Below are 23,869 nucleotides of genomic sequence, written 5' to 3' on the forward strand. Positions count from 1 at the left end.
CCTTTAAACAAATGAGTCGGGAGTTTTGGCAGCACTGCGTGCAGCTTCTTTACTGATAACATTTTTTTGTACCAAACCTTTTAAGCTTTGGTCTAACGTGGTCATACCAAGCCCTGCATTGGTTTGAATTGCAGAGTACATTTGGGCGACTTTGTTTTCACGAATTAAGTTTCGAATAGATGGAATACCTAACATAATTTCATGTGCAGCAACACGGCCACCGCCATTTTTTTTGAGGAGTGCTTGAGAAATGACAGCCTGTAAAGATTCTGAAAGCATAGAACGAACCATATCTTTTTCTTCAGCAGGAAATACATCAACAATACGGTCAACGGTTTTAGCTGCAGAGGTCGTGTGTAGCGTACCAAAAACTAAATGACCTGTTTCAGCAGCACTTAAAGCTAAACGAATGGTTTCTAAGTCACGCATTTCACCGACCAAAATAATATCTGGATCTTCACGTAATGCTGAACGGAGTGCATTACTAAAGCTAAAGGTGTCTCTATGCACTTCACGTTGATTAATCAAACATTTTTGTGATTGATGTACAAACTCAATAGGGTCTTCCACTGTTAAAATGTGGTCATATCTGGTTTGATTAATATAATCAAGCATTGCGGCTAAGGTGGTTGATTTCCCTGAGCCTGTTGGCCCTGTAACCAAGACTAGACCACGGGGAAAGTCACAAATTTTTTGGAAAATTGCACCTAGGCCAAGATCGTCTAATGACAAAATTTTGGATGGAATGGTTCGGAATACAGCACCTGCACCGCGGTTTTGATTAAAGGCATTGACACGAAAACGTGCTAAGTTAGGAATCTCAAAAGAAAAATCTGTTTCTAGATTTTCTTCAAAGTCTTGGCGTTGTTTATCTGTCATAATGTCATACACCAATTGGTAGACTTCTTTATGACTTAAGGCAGGTAGATTAATGCGTCTTACATCACCATCGACTCGAATCATGGGTGGTAGGCCAGATGATAAGTGTAAATCAGATGCTTTGTTTTTTACTGAAAAAGCGAGTAGCTCAGTAATGTCCATATTTCCCCCAAGGCCATGTCTTTTGGAACATAATTTTTATAGAATAATAACCACTTTATTGACCACAGACCAATGCTTTATTAAAAAAGCTTAAAAATACTCAGAGTTTTTATCATGCAAGATTTTTCTCAAGCCAGAAACCACGTCTTAGAGCAGATTCAACAGGCCTGTGACATCGCACATCGGACAGATCAGGTGAAACTGCTTGCAGTATCAAAAACCCATAGTAGTCAAGCAATACAAGCGATGTATGATTTGGGTCAGCGTGCATTTGGTGAAAACTATTTACAAGAAGCCTGTGCCAAAATAGATACTTTACAAGGTTTAGATATAGATTGGCACTTTATTGGTCATGTACAGCGTAATAAAACGAAACAAATTGCTACGCACTTTTCTTGGGTACATGGTATAGATCGTTTAATTATTGCGCAAAGACTCTCTGACCAACGCCCTGAGGGAATGGCTCCTTTAAATATATGTATACAAGTCAATATTGATGGGCAGGACAGTAAAGATGGGTGTGACCCCGAAGATGTCATTGCGATGGTTGAAAAAATACAAGATTTACCACACATTGCTTTAAGAGGTTTAATGGTCATCCCTGCACCAAACAATACACAGGCTTTTTTCGATACACAAAAGTTATTTCGTGATGTGGCAGAGGCGTATCCTACACTGACTTCATGGGATACTTTAAGTATGGGGATGTCTGGTGATTTACAGCCTGCGGTAGAAGCAGGCTCAACGCTAGTGCGTGTAGGCACAGCTTTATTTGGTGGTCGTGATTATAGTCAAAATAGGTGATTTTTTGTGCAAGAACAAAAAATAAAATATACAGCACTGCTTGTGGCACTCACTTTTTTTATGGAAAATTTGGATGCCACAATTATTGTGACTGCATTGCCTGCAATGGCAGATACATTTCGTGTTGACCCAATTAATCTAAATATAGGCTTAACGGTATATTTGGTGGCTGTTGCTGTGTTTATTCCTGTGAGTGGTTGGCTTGCAGAGCGTCATGGTGCACGGCGTATTTTTGTAACAGCAATTATTTTATTTGTTTTAGCATCTATTTTGTGTGCACTAAGCCAAACTAAAACGGTGTTCACTTTTGCTCGAGCATTACAAGGCATTGGTGGTGCCATGATGGTGCCTGTTGGGCGTTTAGTGGCAATGCGTTTAGCACCTAAAGAACACTTAGTCAAAGTAATTGCTTATATTACTTGGCCAGGGCTAATTGCTCCTGTAATTGCACCCGCTTTAGGTGGTTTGATTGTGACTCAGTTGTCTTGGCAGTGGATTTTTTATATTAATGTGCCTCTGGGATTGTTTGCAATTTGGGCCAGTTTAAAGCTGTTAGATAATGAAAAAACAGAAGATTTAGCACCATTTGACTGGATTGGGTTTACTTTGTTGGCCTTTGCCTGTGCCAGTGTTGTCTATGGTATGGAGCGTATTGGGCAAGAGATTGGCAATGCAGTCAGTTACTTAGGTTTAGTCATTTTTGGCATTATGTTATTTACAATAGCGGTGTTATATATGCGCCGTTCAGATGCCCCGCTATTGAAATTTGATGCATTTAAACAAAAAACTTTTTCTGCTAGTATTTTTGGTGGTTCAGTAGCACGAATTGCCATGAGTGCATTACCATTTTTATTACCTTTAATGTTTCAAGAGGCCTTTGGTCTATCTGCTTTACAAGCAGGCTTACTTATCTTGGCCATTTTTTTAGGTAATTTACTCATGAAACCCTTTACCACCACGCTGATGCAGAGGTTTGGGTTTCGTAAAATTTTATGGGTTAATGCGATTATTGGTGCGTGTAGTATTGCAGCATGCGCATGGTTTACGCTAGATACGCCACATTGGTTTATGATGGTATGTATGTTCTTGAGTGGTTTAAGTCGCTCTTTACAATTTACGTGTTATAACTCGCTCAGTTTTGCAGATGTTTTACCACAAGATAAGCGCCATGCTACAACACAGTTTAGTTTGTTTTTTCAGATTAGTTTAGCCATGGGTATTGCCTTTGCTGCCTTAATTTTACGTGGTTTTATGTTTGTTTTTGAACATCAAACTCCAACACTTTCTGATTTTCACTGGACATTTATTGCCATTGCACTCTTTTCATTGCTGTCTTTAATTGATACGTGGCGTTTAAGCCCAGACGCAGGTGATGAGGTGAGTGGTTATGGTGCTCAATCAGCCAAAAACTAACCGACAATATGTATTTGGCTTGCACCTGAGCCAATGGCTCTGACTTGAATTTGTACAGGAATTCTTTCATGCATTTCTTGTACATGTGAAATTAAAATGACTTTACGCCCTTGGCTTTGTAAGCGGTCAAGGGCATCCATGACAATATGTAATGACGTTGGGTCTAAAGTACCGAAGCCTTCATCAATAAATAAAGATTCTAACTTCATTGCACCAGAAGCCATATTGGCAATTGCAAGGGCAAGAGCCAAGGAAACTAAAAAGGTTTCACCCCCAGATAATGATAATACAGGGCGGACTTCACTGTTCATATCATGGTCAATAATGGCTAATCCTAAGCTATGATCAATACGTTTTAATTCATAGCGTTGAGACAACGGTGCGAGTTGTTGGTTGGCATATTCGACTAAAATGTCTAAATGATGTTCTTGAGCGATTCGCTGAAATTTTGTACCTTCTTTGCTACCAATGAGTTCGGAGATTTTACCCCAACGATTCACTTGTTGTTGTAGGTCGTTTATCTGTGTCAAATATTGCTGTTGTTGTTCTTGTGCTTGCGTGTTGGCAATGAGGCGCGAGCGAATGCTGTTATTGTGTTCTTGTAGCGAGGCCAGCGTACTGAGGTGTTGCTTTGTCTGTACGCTGATGTTTGCTTCTAAGTACTCAGGCTGTTCTTTGAGATGTTGCTGTATTTGTACACTTATCTGTTTAATATGTGTATTTAATGTGATCTGTTGCTGTTCGAACTGTTGAATGTCTTGGCGTAATTTTGGGGTGTCTTCTATGCTATGAGCAAGGCATCTTTTGATATGTTCTGCATGAAAGTGAGGGTGTTGCTGTTGCCATATGGCTAGAGCATCAAGGTGGTTTTTTTCTTGCTCTTGCCACATTTTTATATGTTGATGCGTGCTGTCTACGGCATTTTTTTGTTCCTGATAGTTTTTTTGAGATTCAACGAGTTGTTGCTGTTCATCTTTGAGTTGCTGTTTAGATTGTTTTAGTTGATTTTGTAGGTATTGATGCCATTGTGCTGTGGTTTTAAATGTTTCATCACTATGTTGGCCAATCAGTTGTTTAAGTTTTTCTGCTATTTCTAGTCCCTGATTTTTGATTTGTTCGGTGTCATGACTTACATACGTGAGTTGTTGTTGTAATGACTGGTACTGTTGCTGTTTTAGTTGCACTTGTTGTTGCTGTTGTTCAATCTGCGCTTTAAGTTGTTGTAGCTGTTGTTTAGATTGACTGAGTGATTCAATGGCGTGACAAGCCTGTTGCATGGCTTGATGTGGTTTTTCTAACCAAACATGTTGTTGGGATATTTCAAGTAGCTTAAATAGATCTGCTTGTAATTGTTTAAATTGACTCATGGTGACAGCAAGGTGTTGTTGCTGTACCAATTGCTGTTGCCGTGTTTTGAATAACTCCTGTTGTTGTTGTAAATGCGCCTGACTTTGCTCAAGGTTTTTTTGTTCTAAGGCAAGCTCATCGTAGTGTTGTTGGCACTTTTGTTTAAGTTGTGCTGTAGTTAGTGTGAGATGAGTAAGGTTTAACTTAATTAAGTCCTGTTGTATGTCTTGCTTTAGCGTTTCAATGCTGCTTTGCAATTGTGTATTTTGTGCAGCTAAATGCGTTATTTCACTGTGCGTTTTTGCATGCTGTATTTGGCTATGTTGCCATTGTTGAAAAGCCTTTTCTTTAGCTGCGATATAAGGTTGTTCTTGTTGTGTATGTAAGACTGAAAGTGCATCTTCGAGCAACTGTGCATGCGTAATAAAAGGATGCTGTATACTGCCACATACCATGCACGCTTGATCGGGTTTAAGTTGCGATCTGAGCTGTTGAATGTGGTCTGCATGTAATAGTTGTTGCTCAGCCAACAGGTGTTGCGTCTTTAAAAGTGCTTGTTCGGCATGTTTAAAGTCTATTTCATGTTGCTGTATCGCTTGCTCTTGTTGTTTAAGCTGATGTTGGTGTTGCTGTAATGTGGTGATTGTTTCTTGTTGTTTTTCCTCAAGCTGTATTTTCGTATCGAGGTTTTTTAGAGTGTATTCAAGCTGTTGTAAATTCTTTTGAGTCTGGTATTGCGCTTGCTGTTGTGATTGATTTTTTTGTGTAAGTGCATCAAGTGAGCCGTATTGACTGGTTAGTTGTTCAACTTGTTGTACCAACGTTTGTGTTTGCTGTTCAAAAGTTGTGAAATCAGTACAGTTGGCATCTTCTAATATTTGCCATAAATGTTGGAGTTGTTTAATTTTTTCTAGATTGGCACGTGGTTCTTCAGCAAGTAAGATAAAGTCTTTCAGGTGTTGCTGTGCATGCTGAATTATATCAAACTGTTGTGTAAGTTCACTCATTTTTTGCTGTTGTTGGATGAGTTGTTGTTGTTCCCGTTGTTTTTGTTGTTCTAGTTGCTGTTGCTCGATATATTTATTTTGGTAGTGATTAAGAAGTTGTTCACGGGTGGCATCAAGTACAAAGCCTTGTTCTAACACGGGTTGGAGCTGAGTAAGCATTTGCTCTTGCTGGATGTACTTTTTTTCAATTGCTGCATAATGTTGCTGTTGTTGTTGAAAGTGATGTTCAGCCTGTTGAAATGTTTCAGATTGCTGTTTTAACTGCTGTTGTAATTGTTTTTGCTTCTCTTGAGCCGTTTGAATGCCTTCAATATGGTGTCTTACACTTGCAAATTGCTCTAGATCGAGTAAGTACTGCTTTTTATTGTTAATGGATATTTGTTGTAATTCAAGCGTTGCTTGCTCTTGTATATAGATGTTTTTTTGAGTATTGAGTTGATTGTGATATGCATACCATTGTGTGGCATGATCAAGCTGTTTTATGTGTTGTTGTTGCTCTTTTATGCGGTGTTCTAGCTCGGCTTGTTTGTTTTTTAAATGACTGCTTTCTTCAGGGCTAAGGAGTTCAATATGACCGATATAGTCTTGAAATTTCTCTAATTCTTGCTTAAAAACTTTAGTTTTTTCAAAAGCACATTGGCTGACGAGGCTAAAAATACTCGAGTTGGTGAGATACTCTAGCAAGTCTGCACGATCTTGGTCTTTGGCCTTTAAGAATGCACCCACTTCAGATTGTGCCAATAAAATAGCACGAGTAAATTGCTCAAAACTCAGCCCAATGAGTTGCTGTACGCAAGGGGTACAATCAGACAGTTTTTGAGTCATGGCTCGACCATCTTCAAGACAGATCACTGAACGATCTAGCTTAAATTTACCATCTACTTTTTTACGTGCTCGACTGAGTTCCCAACGTGCTTTATAGCGTTTTTGATCTAATGCTAAAAATTCGACTTCCGCAAATCCCATCACACAACCACGGCGTAAAATGTGTTTTGCATCTTTAAGCGAAATATTTTGCCCATTGGCATCGGTCAGTTGGCCTGTTGCACCTTGTAAACGTGGAATTTGGTCAAATAATGCCAAACACATCGCATCGAGCAGCGTTGATTTTCCTGCACCTGTTTTGCCTGTAATGGCAATTAAGCCCGCATTGGCAAGGGGTTCTGACTCAAAATCAATATATTGCTCACCTGAAATTGATGCAAGATTACTTAAACGTAGTGATAAAATTTTCATAACATGACCTTACTGCCCAGTATTGTTTTGGCGTTGTTTTTCTTGTGCTTCTTCAAGTAATGTGAGGAAGTCGGAACTGACTTCGCTGTTGCTGTCATAGCCCATGTTTTGCCAAATTTGGCTAAATAACTGTGTGGGGGTAGGTGGCTCAAGGTCTATTTTTGAGTGAGATGAGTCATCAAGCTGAAGAGCCAAACGTTTACGACTTAAACGGACCAATCTATATTGTTCGCTCGGCAAAATATCTTCAATTTGTTGTCTTAAGTTTAATGGTGGAGCCGTGTTGCTGTGGTATTCAATATCAACATATTCACGTTGTTCTATGTTTGTGATGACTTTATCAGCAGGAAGTGCTTTAAGCTGTTGCATCACTTGTTCAAGGTCACCTGTTAAACGATGCATGGCTACAGTACGTGGAATGTGTAATGCTGAAAACTGAAAACGTTGTTCGGGTTGTTCATGTATTGGGTCTATATAGACCTCTACAATTTGATGTTTATAGTTTTTTTCACTAAAAGACAGTGGAATAGGCGAGCCACTGTAGCGAATAAAGGGTTGTGATACTTTTTGTGGTTTGTGTAAGTGCCCGAGTGCAACATAGTCTACGCCGTGGTCGAAGAGGGTTGTTGAAAGCGCTTCTTGGTTGCCAATAATACAGCGTTCTGAGTCTGACTCTTGTCCACCTTGCATGTGGGCATGCGACATAATAATCAGTGCTTGATCGTCAGTTTTACGCTTTTTGGCTTCTTCAATGAGTGTTTCATGTAAGTATTCAATGGCTGATTGGCTGTCTTGTGTATGTTCATTAAAGCCTATAATTTCTGCATTGCGTAAAAAAGGCAATGCAATACACCATGCCACAATCTGCTGTTGAGGGTTATAAATCGGTAAAATGAGGCGATCCATGTCTAAACTACGATCTGCACGCCACCGCACAAGTCCCACTGTTTTGGCATTGTACTTTTCAAGGAGTGGTTCAATTTGTTCAATTCGATAGCCCGAGTCATGGTTCCCTGCAATCATGAGGGTTTGCATGTGTGGCGCAACAGCGTGAGCTTCGGCTAAAAATTGATAAAGTTGTTTTTGTGCTGTAGAGGATGGATTGATGACATCGTAAATATCACCAGAGATGAGTAAAGCATGCGGTTGTTTTTGTTTGATTTGCTCAATGAGCCATATTAAAAACTGTTCATGTTCGAATTGGCGAGAATAGTTGTAAAACAGTTGCCCTAAGTGCCAATCTGACGTATGAAAAAAATGCACAGCCATAAAATACTCATGTTGAGGTGTTGAATTTACATATGTGCTAATTTAACAGTGTATACATGCTTCTGTGAAGTACAGTCCGTTTTAATTAGAGCATAAGAGAACATAAAAATGGCATTACATCAGTATCAAGTCGATTTACAGTGGTGCGGTAACTTGGGTCAGGGTACGGCGAGTTATCGGGGGTATGCACGTAATTTTAACGTTCACCATCCATTAAAATCAAGTATTTTGGGTTCTGCTGACCCTGCGTATTTGGGGGATATAGGGCGTTGGAATCCTGAGGATTTAATACTAGCTTCAGCTTCTGCATGTCATCAATTGTGGTATTTACATTTATGTGCAGTGAATGGTGTTGTTGTAACGGCATATACTGACCATGCCATAGCGTCTATGCAAGACCAAGATGAAAAGCGTAGAGGTCATCTGACTGAAATGACGCTAAAACCTAGAGTAACAGTTGTAGAAGGAACGAATTTAGATTTGGCACAGCAGTTACATATACAAGCACACCATGAGTGTATGATTGCAAATTCAGTGAACTTCCCAATCTACTGTCATGCTGAAATTGTTTTGCAGTCAGAATAAAACAACAAAAAAGCGGTCTACTTTCCTTGTTAGATCGCTTAAATGATTGGGTGGGGCGTTACATTTTCATTTCAGGTTTTGGAGCATCTTTTGGTGCCGGTTTTGGTTTACTTGCATCATGATGTTTTTTCTCATGATGATGTCCTTTATGTTCAGCACCTTTTTTATGCTCATGCGCTTTTTTCGTTGCGCCTTCGTGGTGTTTATGCGCTTTTTCAACTGCAGGTTTTACAGGTTCAGGTTTTGGTGGTACGTTTGCTTCAGGTGCGGCAGCAAATGTAGTCATTGCAATACCTGATGCAAGTACAGCAGTTGAAAGCGTTGTGAATATTTTTTTCATTAACTTACAGCCTTGGTTTATCATTTGATAGATTCATGATGCACAGATATTATGAATTTTCGATGAAGGCTTTATTTTTCTATAGACTATGATCTATGTAAGTACGTTACAGTGCAAGATAGATCTGTTACAGGAATTTTGCTAACGCCAAAAGAAAAGCCAATGATTCGAGTGATGAGAAATCATTGGCTTAAATGTCATGAACTTTACAGTAGTAGACATAAAGTACAGTATTGTTGCGCTGCATAGATTCAGTACGTTTATCTATATGAGCAGGCCTTATGCTGACTATAACGATGGCGATGACTAAAAGGTTGACACAATATTTTAAATCTTTTAAATAAATTTTGATGAGGTGTGGTTTGGGTTTGTCACTGAAAAAGTATTATGCATGGTTTTTATTATGCTGTTTTGTTTTTACCTGCATATGTGGAATCTTGATGGCATTACTACCAAAAAATTTAGCCATGATTTTTATGGTGTTACCTTATTTGGCCAGTATGATTTCAGTACTATATCTATTTTTAAAACAACAACAACGTGCCCCAACACGCCAAGAGATGTTTCATTTTGCATGGGTATTTAATTTATTATTTTGGCTATTTAATTTAACTGGGTTTGTTTTGAGCTGTGTGTGGCAATCTTGGACACATCCAGAAATTGATGTATGGCAGTTTGTACAGCTTTATATGTTACAGCCACAAGTACTTTTTGTGGCTTCGTTTATTGTTGTTCTGATTGGCTTGCCGTTTTATTTAGTAACGCTGTGGTTTTTTGGTCCGCAAGCCCGTCGTATGGCTAAGCACATGTTTGGTACTTAAATAATAAACACGCATAACGATGCTTGTCGTTATGCGCATATGTGTATTTAAGCCATGGCTTTGAGTTTACGAGCAGCATCTTCAGCAAAATAGGTCCAAATACCGTCTGCACCTGCACGGCGACAGCTCATGAGCGATTCTAAAATAACTTGTTCAGATAACCAACCATTTTGGATTGCAGCACTGAGCATGGCATATTCACCACTCACTTGGTAAATAAATGTGGGAATACCAAACGTGTCTTTGACTTCACGTACAATATCTAAATAAGGCATACCGGGTTTGACAATCACCATGTCAGCGCCTTCTTGTATATCTAAGGCAATTTCGTGAAGTGCTTCAGCACGGTTACCAAAATCCATTTGGTAATTATATTTATTGCCACCTTTAAGGTTACTTGCCGAACCTACAGCATCTCTAAATGGTCCGTAAAAGCTTGATGCATATTTCGCAGAATAGGCCATAATACTGGTATAAATATGGCCTTGTGCTTCTAATGCTTGACGAATGGCGCCAACACGTCCATCCATCATGTCACTTGGAGCAATAATATCAGCCCCTGCTTCTGCGTGACTTAATGCTTGTTTAATCAGGCATTCAACAGTCTCATCGTTGAGTACATAGCCTGTGTCATCAATAATGCCATCTTGTCCGTGAGTCGTATATGGATCAAGTGCGCCATCTGTAATGAGCACCATTTCGGGTAGTTCTTTTTTAAGTAAACGACAAGTACTTTGCACTAAACCATCATCACGCCAAGCTGCGTTTGCATTTAAGCTTTTGTCTTTTTGTGGTGTGACAGGAAAAATAGCAAGCTTTGAAACCCCAAGTTCAAGGAGTGTTTCTGCTTTTTTAAGTAATAAGTCAGCAGATAAGCGTTGTACGTTCGGCATGCTTGGAATATCTTGACTTTGATTTTGACCTGGTAAGACAAATACAGGGTAAATTAAATGGTCTGTTGATAAGTGTGTTTCTCTAACCATTGCACGAAGTTGATCATTTTTACGAATACGGCGCATGCGTGTTGCAGGGAAGGCAGGGCGGTTGAAAGCGTAACTCATGCTATTTTCTCTTTAGATAGGTGTCATTATTGGGTCTGTGTAGATCATAAATGAGATTTATCATCGTACTAAAACGATAAAAATGATGTGATTCATCAGTTTTTTGAATATGTGTTTTCAACTCATAAAACAGTTTTTTATTTACTATGGGTTTCAACATACATCATTTAAGATATCTGATGTAACATACTTGCCTTGAAAACAAGATAGCGCGCATCATTCTCAGATAATGATATTTTGATGTAATATGACAAAGCCATGTCAAATTGTAAACATAAGCCAAAAGAATCCGGCGATATGGTTTTTAAAAATAACATGATAAAACCGTAGGGTTAAGTATGAGTGAACAACCATCACATTCACAAAACGTTTCAACACCATCTGTATCTAATCCACAAAAGCGGAAGAAGTTGCTTTTAATCGTTGCCATTATTTTTATTTTGGCCATTGCGGTGTATGCAGCATGGATTGTATTTTTTAACCGTACAGAAGATACAGACAATGCGTATGTAGGCGCAGACACAGCACAAATTAGTGCAATGGTTGGTGGACAAGTTGCACAAGTATTGACTCAAGATACTGCATATGTGCGTGCAGGTGATATTTTGGTCAAAGTGGATGACCGAGATGCGCAAATTGCAGTAACACAGGCTCAAGCGGATTTAACGAAAGTAAAACGTCAATTTGGTCAAACACAGGCCAATAGTGGTGCATTAAACTCACAAATTCAAGCCACAGATGATGCGATTCAAAGTCAAAAAGCACAGCTTGAGAGAGCACGTGCTGATGTGGCAAAAGCACAATCAGATTTTAAACGCCGTGAAGCACTGAATGCATCAGGTGCAATTTCTAAAGAAGAATATGCAACATCACTCAATGCATTTAATACAGCGAAAGCCAATTTAGGCGTTGCAGAAGCCGGTTTTCAACAAGCGCTTTCCAATCAAAAAGTTGCACAAAGTAATTTAGAAGCCAATAATGCATTGATTAAAGGGACAACTCAAGACAGTACACCAGATGTATTGGTCGCCCAAGCCAAATTAGATCAAGCAAAATTGAATCTTGAACGTACCATTGTGCGCGCGCCTGTTGATGGTATTGTGACTAATCGTAATGTACAAATTGGACAGGTGATTGCTGTAGGGCAGTCATTAATGATTGTTGTACCGATTCACCAAATGTATGTAGATGCAAACTTTAAAGAAAGCCAATTAACACGCGTAAAAGTAGGGCAAAATGTAAAACTTACCTCAGATTTATATGGCAGTGATGTGGTTTATCATGGCAAAGTGATTGGGTTTTCAGGGGGTACAGGCGCTGCATTTGCCTTAATTCCTGCACAAAATGCAACAGGAAACTGGATTAAAGTCGTACAACGTTTGCCCGTGCGAATTGCACTAGATCCTAAAGAATTGACACAGCATCCGCTTCGCGTTGGGTTATCTATGAATGCGACTGTTGAACTACAATAAATAAAAGTGATGACATATGAGTAAATTTGTACCATTTGGTGATCTAACGGGGCAAAAATTACTCTTAGCCACGTTTTTCTTAGCATTAGCAAACTTTATGGTCGTGGTAGATACCACCATTGCCAATGTTGCTGTTGCGCATATTACGGGTAGCCTTGCAGTTTCAACAACTCAAGGTACATGGGTGATTACTTCATATGCAGTGGCTGAAGCGATTTGTGTTCCATTAACAGGTTGGCTTGCAGGGCGCTTTGGTGCAGTGAAAGTGTTTGCCAGTTGTTTGATTGGTTTTACAACATTTTCACTTTTGTGTGGTTTGTCTAACTCATTAGAAATGTTAGTTTTTTGTCGTATTGGTCAAGGTTTGTTTGGTGGTCCACTCATGCCGCTGAGCCAAACATTGCTTATGCGAATACATCCACCTGAAAAGCATGCGCAAGCCATGGGACTTTGGGCCATGACTACAGTGGTCGGGCCAATTGTTGGCCCAATTATGGGCGGGTGGATCTGTGATAACTTTTCATGGCATTGGATTTTCTTTATTAATTTACCCATAGGCATTATTTGTGTTTTGGGTGTTCTTAAAATGTTAAAACCTGCTGAAACACCAACTGAGCATGTTCGAGTTGATGTGATGGGCTTATCACTGTTGGTGATTGCTGTGGGTGCTTTACAGCTCATGTTGGATTTAGGGCATGACCATGACTGGTTTTCAAGCCAACTTATTTTGTCACTAGCAGTCATTTCTACATTTGCTTTTGCCATTTTTATTGTATGGGAAGCAACAGAGAAAAATCCAATTGTAAATATTAATGTATTTAGACATCGTGGTTTTTCAATTGCAGTATTGACCATGGGGTTTGGCTTTGGTGCATTTTTTGGCAGTATTGTGCTTATTCCACAATGGCTACAAACCAATATGGGCTATACCGCAACGTGGGCAGGCTATGTAACAGCGACAATGGGTTTAGGTAGTGTAACCATGTCGCCTGTAGTGGCAAAACTTTCGACTAAAATGGATCAAAGGGCATTGGCGAGTTTTGGTTTGTTTATGCTTGGTGGTGTGACTTTAATGAGGGCATTTTGGAGCAACGATGCTGACTTTATGGCACTGGCATTGCCTCAAATTTTACAGGGTTTTGCTGTACCATTCTTTTTTATTCCTTTGACAAATATCGCACTTGGATCTGTACAACCGAATGAAGTTGCTGCGGCAGCGGGTCTTATGAATTTTGTGAGAACAATGGGTGGGGCAATTGGAGCATCACTATCCGTCACAATATGGGATGACCATTCGAGTATTGCACGAAGTGAAATGGTATCTAAGTTGAATGTAGAGCCCACTTTGTCTGAACTGACTGCACGAGGATTTAGTCAAGAAACAGCATTAGCAACAATTTCTAATCTAGTGAATAAAGAGGCGTTAACACTGGCAGCAGACCATGTTTTTTTAGTGTTTTCGGTCATTTTTATGGCAGGTGCAATGATTATTTGGTTGTGTCCAAAACCAAGGAAAGTTGAGGGTGCTGCGCCACATTAGATATATAACGTCGTTTCATATAGAAAATTTTTGATAAATTGGTGTGATCTGTTTGAATTTCTGTTATAGTAGCTGAACATCAATGGGGATGTTTCTGGCTTCGACGCTGGTGATGAAGCTCATAGATGCATGCCGAGAGCGCATTTTCTCTCGTAAATCAAATTTGCATTTTTTAGTCGCAAACGACGAATCATACGCTCAAGCTGCCTAAGGGCAGCTTGTCCGACCGTTAGTTTACTTGTGGTCTAACAGTCCGACTGAAGCGCACGCACACAAGTCCGTATAAAATCAAGCCTTGGGGTTTTATACTAAATTAAGAGGATCGTGCTTTTAATCCTGTTCGTCGGGTCTTTAAGCATTAAAATAATAGACGATATCTAAGCATGTAGTATTCTGGAGTGTAGTGCTGGCGGACGCGGGTTCGACTCCCGCCATCTCCACCAAATCCTTAAATTTATATGACGAAATATGAGTGATATAAATTATAAAGCCTTGATCTATAATGGATTGAGGCTTTTTTTATGCCTGTATATAACTTTATATAAACGTGTATAGTATTGATTAGCTTGTATAGTGGTGTGTATAGTGTGAGTTCGATATGTTTTCACTATACAAGAATCCATGAAAAGAAATGCTATTAAACGCTTTCCAATGAGTGATACGGTTTTAATTGCCCTTGAGCCTGAGGATAAAGACTATCGAGTTAAAGATAGTGAAAATCTTTACTTTTCTGTAAGTCATAAAGGGAATAAAAGATGGGATTTTCGTTATAAAGACCCTATTACACAAAAATGGGCTTGGCTAGGCTTAGGTTCATTTAATGAAGTAAGTGGGAAACTTGCAAGAAAAAAAGCTGATGAATGGAAAACACTCATATCTCAAGGTATAAGCCCGAAAGATTACAAAGAAGAAAAAGCCAAAGAAGCTGAAAATAATGTTCTATGTACTTTTAAATATCTTGCCGATAACTATTGTTTAGGTAAAAAGTGGACTGATGACACAAGAAAAAGAAATGAGGGCTCACTAAAAAACCATGTTTATCCATTAATGGGTAAGCGTGATTACCGAAAAATTACTAAAAAAGAGTGGCTGGAGTTATTCCAAGAGATTCAAAAAAAGCCACACCCTAAAACAGGTAAACCCATTATTGAAATGGGGAATCGTGTAAGGGGCTTATGTAAAGACATTTACGATTTAGCAGAAGTAACAGGATTAATTGATTACAACCCAATATCTGGTATTCATAAGTTTTTAGAAAAGCATGAAAAGAAAAATATGGCCCATGTGGCTATAGATGAATTACCAGCATTGTTACAGGCTATACGGCGTTTTCCTAGTCGCCAAACTTCTATAGGTTTAGAGTTATCTATTCTATTTGGTTGTCGCCCCAGTGAAATGAGAAAGGCTGTATGGGAAGAATTTAATTTTGATAAGAAATTATGGACGATTCCAGCCCATCGTATGAAAAAAAGGATTGAACACGTTATTCCTTTACCTAAACAGGCAATAGCACTGTTGGAAGAATTAAAACAGTTTAGTGGTAACAGTCCTTATTTATTTCGTGGTCGATCTCGTTCAAATATACCAATTTCTAATAATACCTTTGGTAAAGCTCTTAAGGAAATGGGTTACCAGGGAAAACAAACGCCACATGGTTTTAGACATATTCTAAGCACGGCGTTACGTGAGCATGGTTTTCAACGTGAGTGGGTAGAATCTGCCTTAGCTCATAAAGTGGGTGGTGTAGAGGGTGTGTATAACAAGGCAGTTTATTTAAATCAAAGAACACAAATGATGCAAATATGGGCTAATTATTTAGACGCACTTGCTGAGGATAAAGAACACGATATTCCAAGCAATATAGACATGATTGGCGATTTAATAAAACGTTTAGATTTAAGTACCGAGCAGTCTACATTGTTGAAAGTTTACTTTGATTCAATGACTGATGATTCAGAAATAGATCAAAAAATTGCTTAGATATTTAATGTGCATAATTGGATTTATATGCAGAATGATAGCTAAATATGAGTTATTATTAACCCACTAGGTCTAGGTTCGCTACCGAAAACATATACCCAATATGCTGATCTAGTATCTTTTTGGGTGCAGTGGGAAGCATATTTATGAGTAATGAAAAAAAGCCTCTTAGAATAATAACACCAATAGAAGCACATGCTTATTTACAGGGTTTAGATGATGATATTTGGTTTTTTTTATGTCTAGCAGTTGATGTGATTATTTCATTTTATACAAAAGACTCTAAATTTGAATATGATGTAGATGGCACTACTCTATTTTCTATAAGTCTACTTGAAGATGAACCAAAGTCTATTTTTGAGTTTAGAGATCGGTTTAAACACTTCATATTAAAAAATGGCGATATTTTTAGAAAGTTAAATGAATTTCCCGAAGGATATAATGCTAAAAACAAAAAACTAACTAAAAACCAAGATGGTGAACTAGGTCTATATTTTGCATTAAAGCATTGTGCTGTATATAAAAATTCTACAAGTGCTATAGATGATATTTACTACCTAAATAGGGCTAATTTTTTACTTGGTCATAGTATGGCGTTATTAGGTATAAATTCATTCTGGAAGAACTCCTTACATAATGAAGTAAACCTACATGAACTAGGTGGGAAAAAAAAGGCATTAAAATATGAGTCTATAAAAAAAGCTGTGTATGCAGAGTGGGATAAAAATATATATCACACATATACGGCATGTGCTGATGTGCTTCTTTTAGAGTTTAAGTCAATAAATGGCATATCTCATAGGACAATTTGTCTATGGTTATCAACGTATGAAAAAGAAAAGAAGAATACCGTCTGCTAGCAAACTGTACCGTTTGCTACTAGGCTGTACCGTCTGCTAGCAAACTGATTTTATAAGATAAAAAACAAAATCATACTAGCTCCATACACCAACGTATGGAGCTATATAAATGCAACCTTTACGCATTACATATAATCAAGCATGTGAATTACTCAGCGTTACTCGTGACACGCTAAGAAGCCTACCTAAAAAAGACCCTACCTTTCCTAAAGCCTACAAGTTTGGCACTACACGACAATCACCAGTTTATTTTGATTATGCAGATTTATTGGCATGGCATAACGCACAAAAAGAAAAAGTAAACGGCGTGGAGGTTCAAGCATGAATGCTCAACAACAAATACTTAATCACCTCAAAGCAGGTAAAACAATCACAGTGATTGAAGCTGGGTATAAATTTAAATGTTATTCCCTCACTGGTGTGATTAGTCGCCTACGTAAAAATGGTTATGACATCGTGACTCATTACGAAAGCAATATTAATAACAAAGGTACACATGCACGTTATGAATTGGTAGAGGTGCAATCATGAAGAATATTACCAGAAACCTGATCCACCGATTAATGGGTGAGGTTATCGTTAAAAATAACGTAAAGGTACAACCTCCAATGGAGGGTATGCTCAAAATTGAGCAGGGGCATATCCAAATTTGGATAACCCTAAATGCTTTTACACCATTGGTGGATATTTCAAAAGAGAATAAAACTTTAGCATTTATTAGCCATTTTGAAGTAGAACGAAATTTTTCGTTCTGTGTAGATATAACACAACGTACTGGTTGCAAACCTCAAGTAAAAGCCAAAAAGGTGATTGCAAATAAAAACCATAGCCATTATGCTAACCATGCTTTAAGCAAAATCTTAAAGCTAGTTTTGACAGACTATAAATTCTCAACAGGCGTACAGTCCGCAAGGGCTTTTTTTGTACGTAATATCTCTATGCGTTCGCATATCTATGTGGAGCTGTGGAGGGACACTTTCGAGTGTGCAGGTCACCTGTTGAGCCTGTCTGTCAACCCTTTACAGCTTCGCACCAATCAAATGACAGTGATTAGCGAAGCTCCTATATCAACAGGAGTGCATACGCATGTCTAAACAAAATATTCCCACACCTAAAAACGTACAGGAAGAATGGCTTAATACTGTCTTGAAAGACACTCGCTATTGTCACTTTTTTACTGTCAGCATTGCAGACAAGACCCCATCTATTGGCAATCGCCCATCACAAACTAGCAAATATTTTTACACGGTAGGTGAAGCTAAACAGCACAAAGCAGAGTTAGAACAACAACACCCTAATAATGATTATGTTATGGCTAGTGGATTAACTCATGTGGATGGGTTGGTGGGTGACTTTAGCCGTTGGGCGTTACTACATAAACAACGTATTGAGTTATTAACTGGAGGTGAAGCATGAATAGCACCTCACAATTACGCAATGTACAGACAAAAGAAAGCCCACTTAAAAAAGTGAGCAATCACATGCCAGTGCCAACTAGCCATAGCGATATTATAGCTCAATCTACGCTATTAAAGCCACAAAATAACCAATATTTAACACATGATTTAATCGCACGTTTTGGCAGTCCTAACCAACCTATTCATGTTGATATAGGTAACGTCACTATAGGCAATCAACAGTACATAGACCCTTTGTTATTGCCTATTTTTGATGGCTCATTACAGCATATACAAACCTCAGTTTTGAGTTTTGATCAAAGTGTATGCATCTATCCTGACGGCGGTATAGCTAAGGGTTTTAGCTATTTTGGTGAGATGGTAAAAGATCAACCGATTATTATTACTCACCACCTCGAGGCATTTTTTAAAGTGGCTAGCACTGGCTATGCTGTGGTTTTGGTATTGCTTCCAAGTATCGTCAAACCTTGCACTTATGAGGCACTGAGTAGCTATGACTTTAAGCAGATTGAATATGTTGTTAATCAACTGAGCAAAGCAGGCTACACGGCGTTATACATGCCTACACGCCCCGAACATATCAAAGCTGACGGATATATTCAGTTAGAACAAAACACGGCTGTAAAATTGGTAAATCAGCATATCCAAGTGGGTGAAAGCGAGTTTTTAATTAACTTATGCCAAGAAGATGATACGCAGGAAGTAAAGGCTTTTCTTGATGAAGCTTTGCATAAAATAGGCATGTTGCCTACTGGTGAATGGGGTGAGTTAATACCTCTTAATACATCAAATACAATGGATAATGGCCCTTATCCGATTAACTCAATCCCACCGCTAGCAAGACAGGCAATGCAAGCCATAGCCGAGCATGTGCAAGCCCCTATTGCCATGACTGCACAATGTGTTATTGGGGCAATGTCACATATTGCACAAGCAAAGGTAAACGCACCCCACCCATTTAAAGTACAAGGTGAGCCATGCGGATTATTCTTACTTACAGAGGGGCAAAGCGGAAGCCGTAAGAGTACAAGCCGTGATATGGCAGATAGAGCCATTATTCAGCATGAGCGACAACAATATGACGAGTACCGTAAGGAATTGGAGCAATGGAAAACCCAATTAGCAGGGCTTGAGAAAAAAGAAAAGGACGTTTTTTTAAGAGAAAGTCCACCACCAATAGACCCAATTACACGCTATAGCGACATTACCCTTGAAGCGATTGCAGGCTTGTATGTTGATGGTGCTATCTGTGATGCTTCCATTTCGAGCGATGAAGCAGGGCAGTTCTTTGGCGGTAATACCATGAAGTCAGATACACGTAATCATGCACTAGGAAGTTATGCCAAACTATTTGATGATGGTTCGGTAGAACGTACACGATCTAAGTCAAACCTTAACGGTAGTGGTCGGGCTTATGATGTGCGTTTGACATTTAACCTACAGGGGCAACATGAAGTTTTATCCGATGCACTCAAAGACCCAGTGTTACGAGGTCAAGGCTTCCTACCACGTTTTATATTAACCATACCTGAGAACTTAGCAGGCACAAGGCTACAAAGTGCAGATAAACAGGCTACCAATGCTAACTTAGATCATCGGTTAATTGCCTACTGGAATCGTTGCCAGTATCTACTCGATGACACACCTATGCCACAAGGCACAGAAAAGGGCGAAGATGGGCGGTATGTGGTGCAGATGGATAATGATGCCACACAGATAGACCTTGCGTTCTACAACGAAATAGAGCGATTACAAGCTAAGGGTGAGCGTTATGAATACCTACAAGCATTTGCAAGTCGTGCCAGTCAACTTGCTAGACGATTAGCTACAGTATTTGCTTACTTTGAGGGATTAGACCAGATTGACGGCAAAACATTACAAGGGGCGTGTGATGTAGTACGTCATTCATTGGGTGAATGGGCGAGATACGCTGAGATTGAATCTAAAGAGGAGAGTAATACCATTAAACTAATTAACTGGTTTACTAAGTATTGCTTGAATAAGAAAATCAGTAAATTGGCATATTCTAGCTTTATGAATAACAGCCCTAGACCAATGAGAGGAAATAAACAGCTACTTGAGTTGGCATTGAATGAGTTAATTGACTCTCAATACTTTCGAGTTGATGAAAGTGGCAGAACTCGTTATGTTGCTATTAACCCTCTTTTGTTAGAAAAAGTGGCGTAATGGCTTAATTGGCTTGAAACCCTTACACAGCAAGGGATTATATTAAGCCTATGATATTTTAAGCCGTGGCGTAATGGCGTAATGAGTGGCTTAACATTGATATTTTTAGTCTTTATTAAGCCACTAAGCCAAGTGGCTTTTTAGTGGTTGCTTAATGAAAAGTATTGGTACATAAGGCTTACAGCCTGATTAAGCCATTAAGCCAAGATTTCTAAAGAAAAGTATATAAAAGAGGTTCAAAAAATAGCCCTATCATGTATGGGGCTTTTAAAAGTCAGGTTTTGTCATGTTTCGTTAGATCGTCAAAGGTAAATGTTAGGGTTCTACTGGAGTATATAAGCCCTACTCATGTTTATATTTCATGGTTTTATCGACACGTTATGTCTTTCATGTTTACACCATCGACATATAAAGCCCCTCATGTCGATATTTTGCCTTTTTATCGACATGACATTGCCAATATGTTTATAGTATCGACATATAGTTATACTCATGTCGAAGTTTTGCCCTTTTATCGACATGACCATATTTAGGTGTTTGAGATGAATCAATGGCAAGCCGAGCAACCATATAACCAACTGCCACAGCTACCACCTGAGCAAGATGTCGAAACAAAGGTGGTTTTAAAAGCATGTATCACGGCGAACAAAGCCCTTGCCGAGTTAAAACAGGCAGGCGAGTTAATCCCTAATCAAAACATGCTCATTAATATCATTCCATTGCTTGAGGCTAAAGACAGCTCAGAGATTGAAAACATTGTCACCACTACAGACAAGCTATTCCAACATGCACAAGGCAATGATGATACTGCCGACCATTCAACCAAAGAAGCCCTACGCTACCGTACTGCATTGTATAAAGGCGTACAGTCAATTAAAGAACGTCCATTGTCTACAGGTACAGCCATAGAGATATGCCAAACGCTTAAAGGTGTGGATTTAGGTATTAGATCGACAACAGGTACAGCATTAAAGAATAGCTACACTGGTGAGGTGATTTATACACCACCAGTCGGTGAGGACAACATAAGAGGGCTATTGTCTAATTGGGAGAAGTTTATTCACTACAATGATGACCTAGACCCTTTAGTGAAATTGGCAGTATCACATTATCAGTTTGAAGCAATACACCCTTTTATAGACGGTAACGGACGTACAGGGCGTGTACTCAATGTATTGTATTTGATGGGTGAGAACCTTTTGAGCTTACCTATACTTTACCTGAGCCGTTTTATTATTCAGAACAAGGCAAAGTATTACGAGCTATTGCTAAATGTGACTAAAGATGGCGATTGGCAATCATGGATATTATTCATATTACAAGCCATTAAAGTCACCAGTGAGTGGACACTTGCCAAGATTAACGGTATTAAACAGCTACATGAGCATACAGTGGAGTATGTGAAAGCCAATGCTGAGAAAATATATACAAGAGAGCTTGTAGACCTCATATTCGAGCAACCCTATAGCCGTATTAGCAATGTGGTAGAGAAAGGCATAGCTAAACGTCAATCAGCATCAAACTATCTCAAGAAGCTCACAGAAATAGGCGTACTGGAGGAAATGACAGTAGGCAAAGAAAAGTTATTTATCCACCCTAAACTATTGGCTTTATTGCAAGACGATAGCCATGGCTTCATGCCTTATGAGTAATCCAATATAGTAGGTACAAAACGCACTTTTGCGCTTTGCTTATTTGTCAGTTTTATAGAGGGGTATCCAAGTTTGGATATGCCCCTTTTTTAATGATCATTAATGTAACGCCGTGAAGTAAAAGCAAGTTCGATTTATATAAAATATCCGTGTCAAAGATCGTGTCAAATCTATGTCAAAAATGGGGGGTAGTCGTGTCAAAAATGACGCCAATAACGGGAAAAATAGAAATGTTGAAAATCATATAGAAAACCCTGATAAATCAGATACTCAGAGTGTCAAAAATGATGTCAAATTAGTGAAATTTGACAGTCAAAAGGAGCACGAAAGAGAAAAATCCAAAAAGTCGTCCCTGATAACTTTATAAGTGGTCAAAATATAGTAGACAAAGCGGTAATATATCCAAGTTTAGATATACTTTGTTCATGTCAAATCTATGTCAAAAATGGGGGGTGAGCGTGTCAAAAATAAGCCCCATCTATAAAAAATAATTTGTGTCAAAAATAAGCATAAAGTTTATTTAAATCAGATACTCAGCGTGTCAAAAATACTGTCAAAAAGGTGGGAATTTGACACAAAATTCCTCCACTCATAAAAAAAATGCCAAACCCGTCCTTACATAAATATCTAAAACTTGGAATACGCTATTTTTGAGCTGAATCTATTACATATCCTTGAGTTTGTTTTTTTATCGGATTTTATATGAGTACCTCAATAGACAGACCTTATGTGTTGATTGGTTACACTCGGTCTTTTAATGCTTCAAGTAGCCATATGGTCGTCAATTCTGCTCCAGTAGATATTATCGACTTAGCTATGGTTAGCGGTGGTTTTACTGATGTAAGGGCAAGTATTAAAACAATGAAAAAAGACCCATTAGTTATGGGTACATTGGTGCTAACTAAAGAAGCCTATATGTGTATATCAGAAAAAATGAAAGCACTGGAGGCACAGTATGGGGGGTAAATCAGAAAAACATACACTCGCTTGGACACTTAATCGCAGAGAACAGCAAAGGCAACGTATTCTAAAGGCAAAAATATGGGAAAAATCCACAGGTGCAAAGACGATAGAGGGTAAAAACATAGTCAGTCGTAACGCATGTAAAACAAAAATAAATCAAGCTGGGGATTAAGTAGTGAATGAAAAAGTATCGTCATTTAAACGCCGTGAAATACTCATCGGTCGTAAATTGGCTAAAGCACGTATCTTGGTTAAATTGTCACAATCAGAAGTGATGAGCCGTATCTTTTCTGTTCCGATCAGTGCAAAAAGAGCGAATCGAATTTCAGAAATTGAGAATGGTCATAAAATTCCTGATGCTGAGGTTTTACAAAAGCTATGCTTGCTATACGGCGTTTCAGCAGATTGGGTGCTTGGGTTTACTATAGACCCTGAATTTGACCACAACGCCTCAAGAGTGGGTATTTTACTAAACGGCGTACATGATGTCACAACACGAATGATTAAAGAAATTAGCCAAAGTGTTGCGGAGGTCGGTGCAAATTATATCGGGCAATTACCTAAGTCATGTTATTTAGAATTATTGGATCGAGCAAAAATACTAATATCTCATCATCAAGGCGAAATTACCGATGATATGGCGCACCTTATGGCATGTGTGCGTGAGTGTGAGGTTTTACTTGCTAGAGAACAACAGGGGTACTACAAGCAACTCGATCATATGGCTGAGCGTGACACAAAAGAATGGCAAGAAATATTAATGATGGATTTTAAAAAAATACAAATTAGCTCTATTAGTACACCACCAGTCATGACAATGGAACATATGGAATTAGAGGAATCAAACTAAAGAATAATACTCACATCACTTAT

22 protein-coding genes and 1 other RNA gene are annotated in these 23,869 nt (G+C 38.7%); 18 read left to right on the plus strand and 5 right to left on the minus strand.

All coding sequences use genetic code 11. The features are described from left to right. Nucleotides 1–3: 3 nt before the first annotated feature. Nucleotides 4–1,041 (minus strand): type IV pilus twitching motility protein PilT, encoded by a 1,038-nt coding sequence (locus tag BLS38_RS06245; RefSeq protein ID WP_092747772.1) that lies wholly within the window; start codon nucleotides 1,039–1,041, stop codon nucleotides 4–6. A 114-nt stretch (nucleotides 1,042–1,155) separates the two neighbouring features. Between BLS38_RS06245 and BLS38_RS06250 the strand changes: the two genes are divergently transcribed. Both BLS38_RS06250 and BLS38_RS06255 read left to right on the plus strand, forming a co-directional pair. Beyond that, nucleotides 1,156–1,845 (plus strand): YggS family pyridoxal phosphate-dependent enzyme, encoded by a 690-nt coding sequence (locus tag BLS38_RS06250; protein ID WP_092747774.1) that lies wholly within the window; start codon nucleotides 1,156–1,158, stop codon nucleotides 1,843–1,845. A 6-nt stretch (nucleotides 1,846–1,851) separates the two neighbouring features. Further along, on the plus strand, nucleotides 1,852–3,258 hold the full coding sequence (locus tag BLS38_RS06255; protein ID WP_244518206.1) for an MFS transporter: 1,407 nt from the start codon (nucleotides 1,852–1,854) through the stop codon (nucleotides 3,256–3,258). Here the strand turns inward: BLS38_RS06255 and BLS38_RS06260 are convergent. Beyond that, nucleotides 3,255–6,848 carry an AAA family ATPase gene (locus BLS38_RS06260; RefSeq protein WP_092747776.1) on the minus strand — a complete coding sequence of 1,198 codons (3,594 nt, stop codon included), beginning with the start codon at nucleotides 6,846–6,848 and terminating at the stop codon, nucleotides 3,255–3,257. The genes BLS38_RS06255 and BLS38_RS06260 overlap by 4 nt on opposite strands. Before the next feature lie 9 nt (nucleotides 6,849–6,857). Then, nucleotides 6,858–8,117 (minus strand): exonuclease SbcCD subunit D, encoded by a 1,260-nt coding sequence (locus BLS38_RS06265; RefSeq protein ID WP_092747778.1) that lies wholly within the window; start codon nucleotides 8,115–8,117, stop codon nucleotides 6,858–6,860. A 108-nt stretch (nucleotides 8,118–8,225) separates the two neighbouring features. Between BLS38_RS06265 and BLS38_RS06270 the strand changes: the two genes are divergently transcribed. Continuing rightward, nucleotides 8,226–8,702 (plus strand): OsmC family protein, encoded by a 477-nt coding sequence (locus tag BLS38_RS06270; RefSeq protein ID WP_092747780.1) that lies wholly within the window; start codon nucleotides 8,226–8,228, stop codon nucleotides 8,700–8,702. Between the two features lie 58 nt (nucleotides 8,703–8,760). Here the strand turns inward: BLS38_RS06270 and BLS38_RS06275 are convergent, their stop codons facing one another. Continuing rightward, nucleotides 8,761–9,042: a hypothetical protein gene (locus tag BLS38_RS06275; RefSeq protein WP_092747782.1), complete on the minus strand. Its 282-nt coding sequence runs from the start codon at nucleotides 9,040–9,042 to the stop codon at nucleotides 8,761–8,763. A gap of 350 nt (nucleotides 9,043–9,392) precedes the next feature. Between BLS38_RS06275 and BLS38_RS06280 the strand changes: the two genes are divergently transcribed. Continuing rightward, complete coding sequence (locus tag BLS38_RS06280) at nucleotides 9,393–9,863, plus strand: ABZJ_00895 family protein (protein ID WP_244518207.1); 471 nt, start codon at nucleotides 9,393–9,395, stop codon at nucleotides 9,861–9,863. A 47-nt stretch (nucleotides 9,864–9,910) separates the two neighbouring features. Here the strand turns inward: BLS38_RS06280 and hemB are convergent, their stop codons facing one another. Further along, the gene (gene hemB / locus BLS38_RS06285; RefSeq protein ID WP_092747784.1) at nucleotides 9,911–10,924 is read right to left on the minus strand and encodes a porphobilinogen synthase; all 1,014 of its coding nucleotides are present in this window, start codon (nucleotides 10,922–10,924) and stop codon (nucleotides 9,911–9,913) included. Nucleotides 10,925–11,262: 338 nt separating this feature from the next. Between hemB and BLS38_RS06290 the strand changes: the two genes are divergently transcribed. The 14 genes from BLS38_RS06290 (at nucleotide 11,263) to BLS38_RS06360 (ending at nucleotide 23,846) form a co-directional block, all read left to right on the plus strand. Further along, nucleotides 11,263–12,396, plus strand: coding sequence for an HlyD family efflux transporter periplasmic adaptor subunit (locus tag BLS38_RS06290; protein ID WP_092747786.1), 1,134 nt, complete (start codon nucleotides 11,263–11,265; stop codon nucleotides 12,394–12,396). 16 nt (nucleotides 12,397–12,412) lie between these two features. Beyond that, nucleotides 12,413–13,936, plus strand: a complete 1,524-nt coding sequence (locus BLS38_RS06295; protein ID WP_092747788.1) for a DHA2 family efflux MFS transporter permease subunit — start codon at nucleotides 12,413–12,415, stop codon at nucleotides 13,934–13,936. Between the two features lie 84 nt (nucleotides 13,937–14,020). Beyond that, nucleotides 14,021–14,379: a transfer-messenger RNA gene (gene ssrA / locus BLS38_RS06300) on the plus strand. A 178-nt stretch (nucleotides 14,380–14,557) separates the two neighbouring features. Next, complete coding sequence (locus BLS38_RS06305) at nucleotides 14,558–15,916, plus strand: tyrosine-type recombinase/integrase (RefSeq protein WP_092747790.1); 1,359 nt, start codon at nucleotides 14,558–14,560, stop codon at nucleotides 15,914–15,916. Nucleotides 15,917–16,062: 146 nt separating this feature from the next. Continuing rightward, nucleotides 16,063–16,776 (plus strand): hypothetical protein, encoded by a 714-nt coding sequence (locus BLS38_RS06310; RefSeq protein WP_092747792.1) that lies wholly within the window; start codon nucleotides 16,063–16,065, stop codon nucleotides 16,774–16,776. A gap of 109 nt (nucleotides 16,777–16,885) precedes the next feature. Continuing rightward, nucleotides 16,886–17,101 carry a helix-turn-helix transcriptional regulator gene (locus tag BLS38_RS06315; RefSeq protein WP_092747794.1) on the plus strand — a complete coding sequence of 72 codons (216 nt, stop codon included), beginning with the start codon at nucleotides 16,886–16,888 and terminating at the stop codon, nucleotides 17,099–17,101. Further along, nucleotides 17,098–17,307 (plus strand): helix-turn-helix domain-containing protein, encoded by a 210-nt coding sequence (locus BLS38_RS06320; RefSeq protein WP_092747796.1) that lies wholly within the window; start codon nucleotides 17,098–17,100, stop codon nucleotides 17,305–17,307. Before BLS38_RS06315 ends, BLS38_RS06320 begins: the two co-directional genes overlap by 4 nt. Beyond that, on the plus strand, nucleotides 17,304–17,870 hold the full coding sequence (locus BLS38_RS13345; protein ID WP_425283467.1) for a hypothetical protein: 567 nt from the start codon (nucleotides 17,304–17,306) through the stop codon (nucleotides 17,868–17,870). The genes BLS38_RS06320 and BLS38_RS13345 overlap by 4 nt, the downstream gene beginning before the upstream one ends. Then, nucleotides 17,863–18,192 carry a hypothetical protein gene (locus tag BLS38_RS06330; protein ID WP_092747798.1) on the plus strand — a complete coding sequence of 110 codons (330 nt, stop codon included), beginning with the start codon at nucleotides 17,863–17,865 and terminating at the stop codon, nucleotides 18,190–18,192. Before BLS38_RS13345 ends, BLS38_RS06330 begins: the two co-directional genes overlap by 8 nt. Continuing rightward, nucleotides 18,189–20,381: a DUF3987 domain-containing protein gene (locus BLS38_RS06335; protein WP_244518208.1), complete on the plus strand. Its 2,193-nt coding sequence runs from the start codon at nucleotides 18,189–18,191 to the stop codon at nucleotides 20,379–20,381. The genes BLS38_RS06330 and BLS38_RS06335 overlap by 4 nt, the downstream gene beginning before the upstream one ends. A gap of 542 nt (nucleotides 20,382–20,923) precedes the next feature. Beyond that, complete coding sequence (fic, locus tag BLS38_RS06340) at nucleotides 20,924–22,033, plus strand: protein adenylyltransferase Fic (protein WP_092747800.1); 1,110 nt, start codon at nucleotides 20,924–20,926, stop codon at nucleotides 22,031–22,033. Nucleotides 22,034–22,735: 702 nt separating this feature from the next. Then, a complete protein-coding gene (locus tag BLS38_RS06350) occupies nucleotides 22,736–22,999 on the plus strand; it encodes a hypothetical protein (protein ID WP_092747804.1) in 264 nt (87 codons plus the stop codon). Next, complete coding sequence (locus BLS38_RS06355) at nucleotides 22,989–23,168, plus strand: hypothetical protein (RefSeq protein ID WP_092747806.1); 180 nt, start codon at nucleotides 22,989–22,991, stop codon at nucleotides 23,166–23,168. Before BLS38_RS06350 ends, BLS38_RS06355 begins: the two co-directional genes overlap by 11 nt. 3 nt (nucleotides 23,169–23,171) lie before the next feature. After that, the gene (locus BLS38_RS06360; protein WP_092747808.1) at nucleotides 23,172–23,846 is read left to right on the plus strand and encodes a helix-turn-helix domain-containing protein; all 675 of its coding nucleotides are present in this window, start codon (nucleotides 23,172–23,174) and stop codon (nucleotides 23,844–23,846) included. Nucleotides 23,847–23,869 lie beyond the last annotated feature (23 nt).

Origin of the sequence: Acinetobacter boissieri, from assembly GCF_900096955.1 — a bacterium.
In the GTDB taxonomy this organism is placed as follows: domain Bacteria; phylum Pseudomonadota; class Gammaproteobacteria; order Pseudomonadales; family Moraxellaceae; genus Acinetobacter; species Acinetobacter boissieri.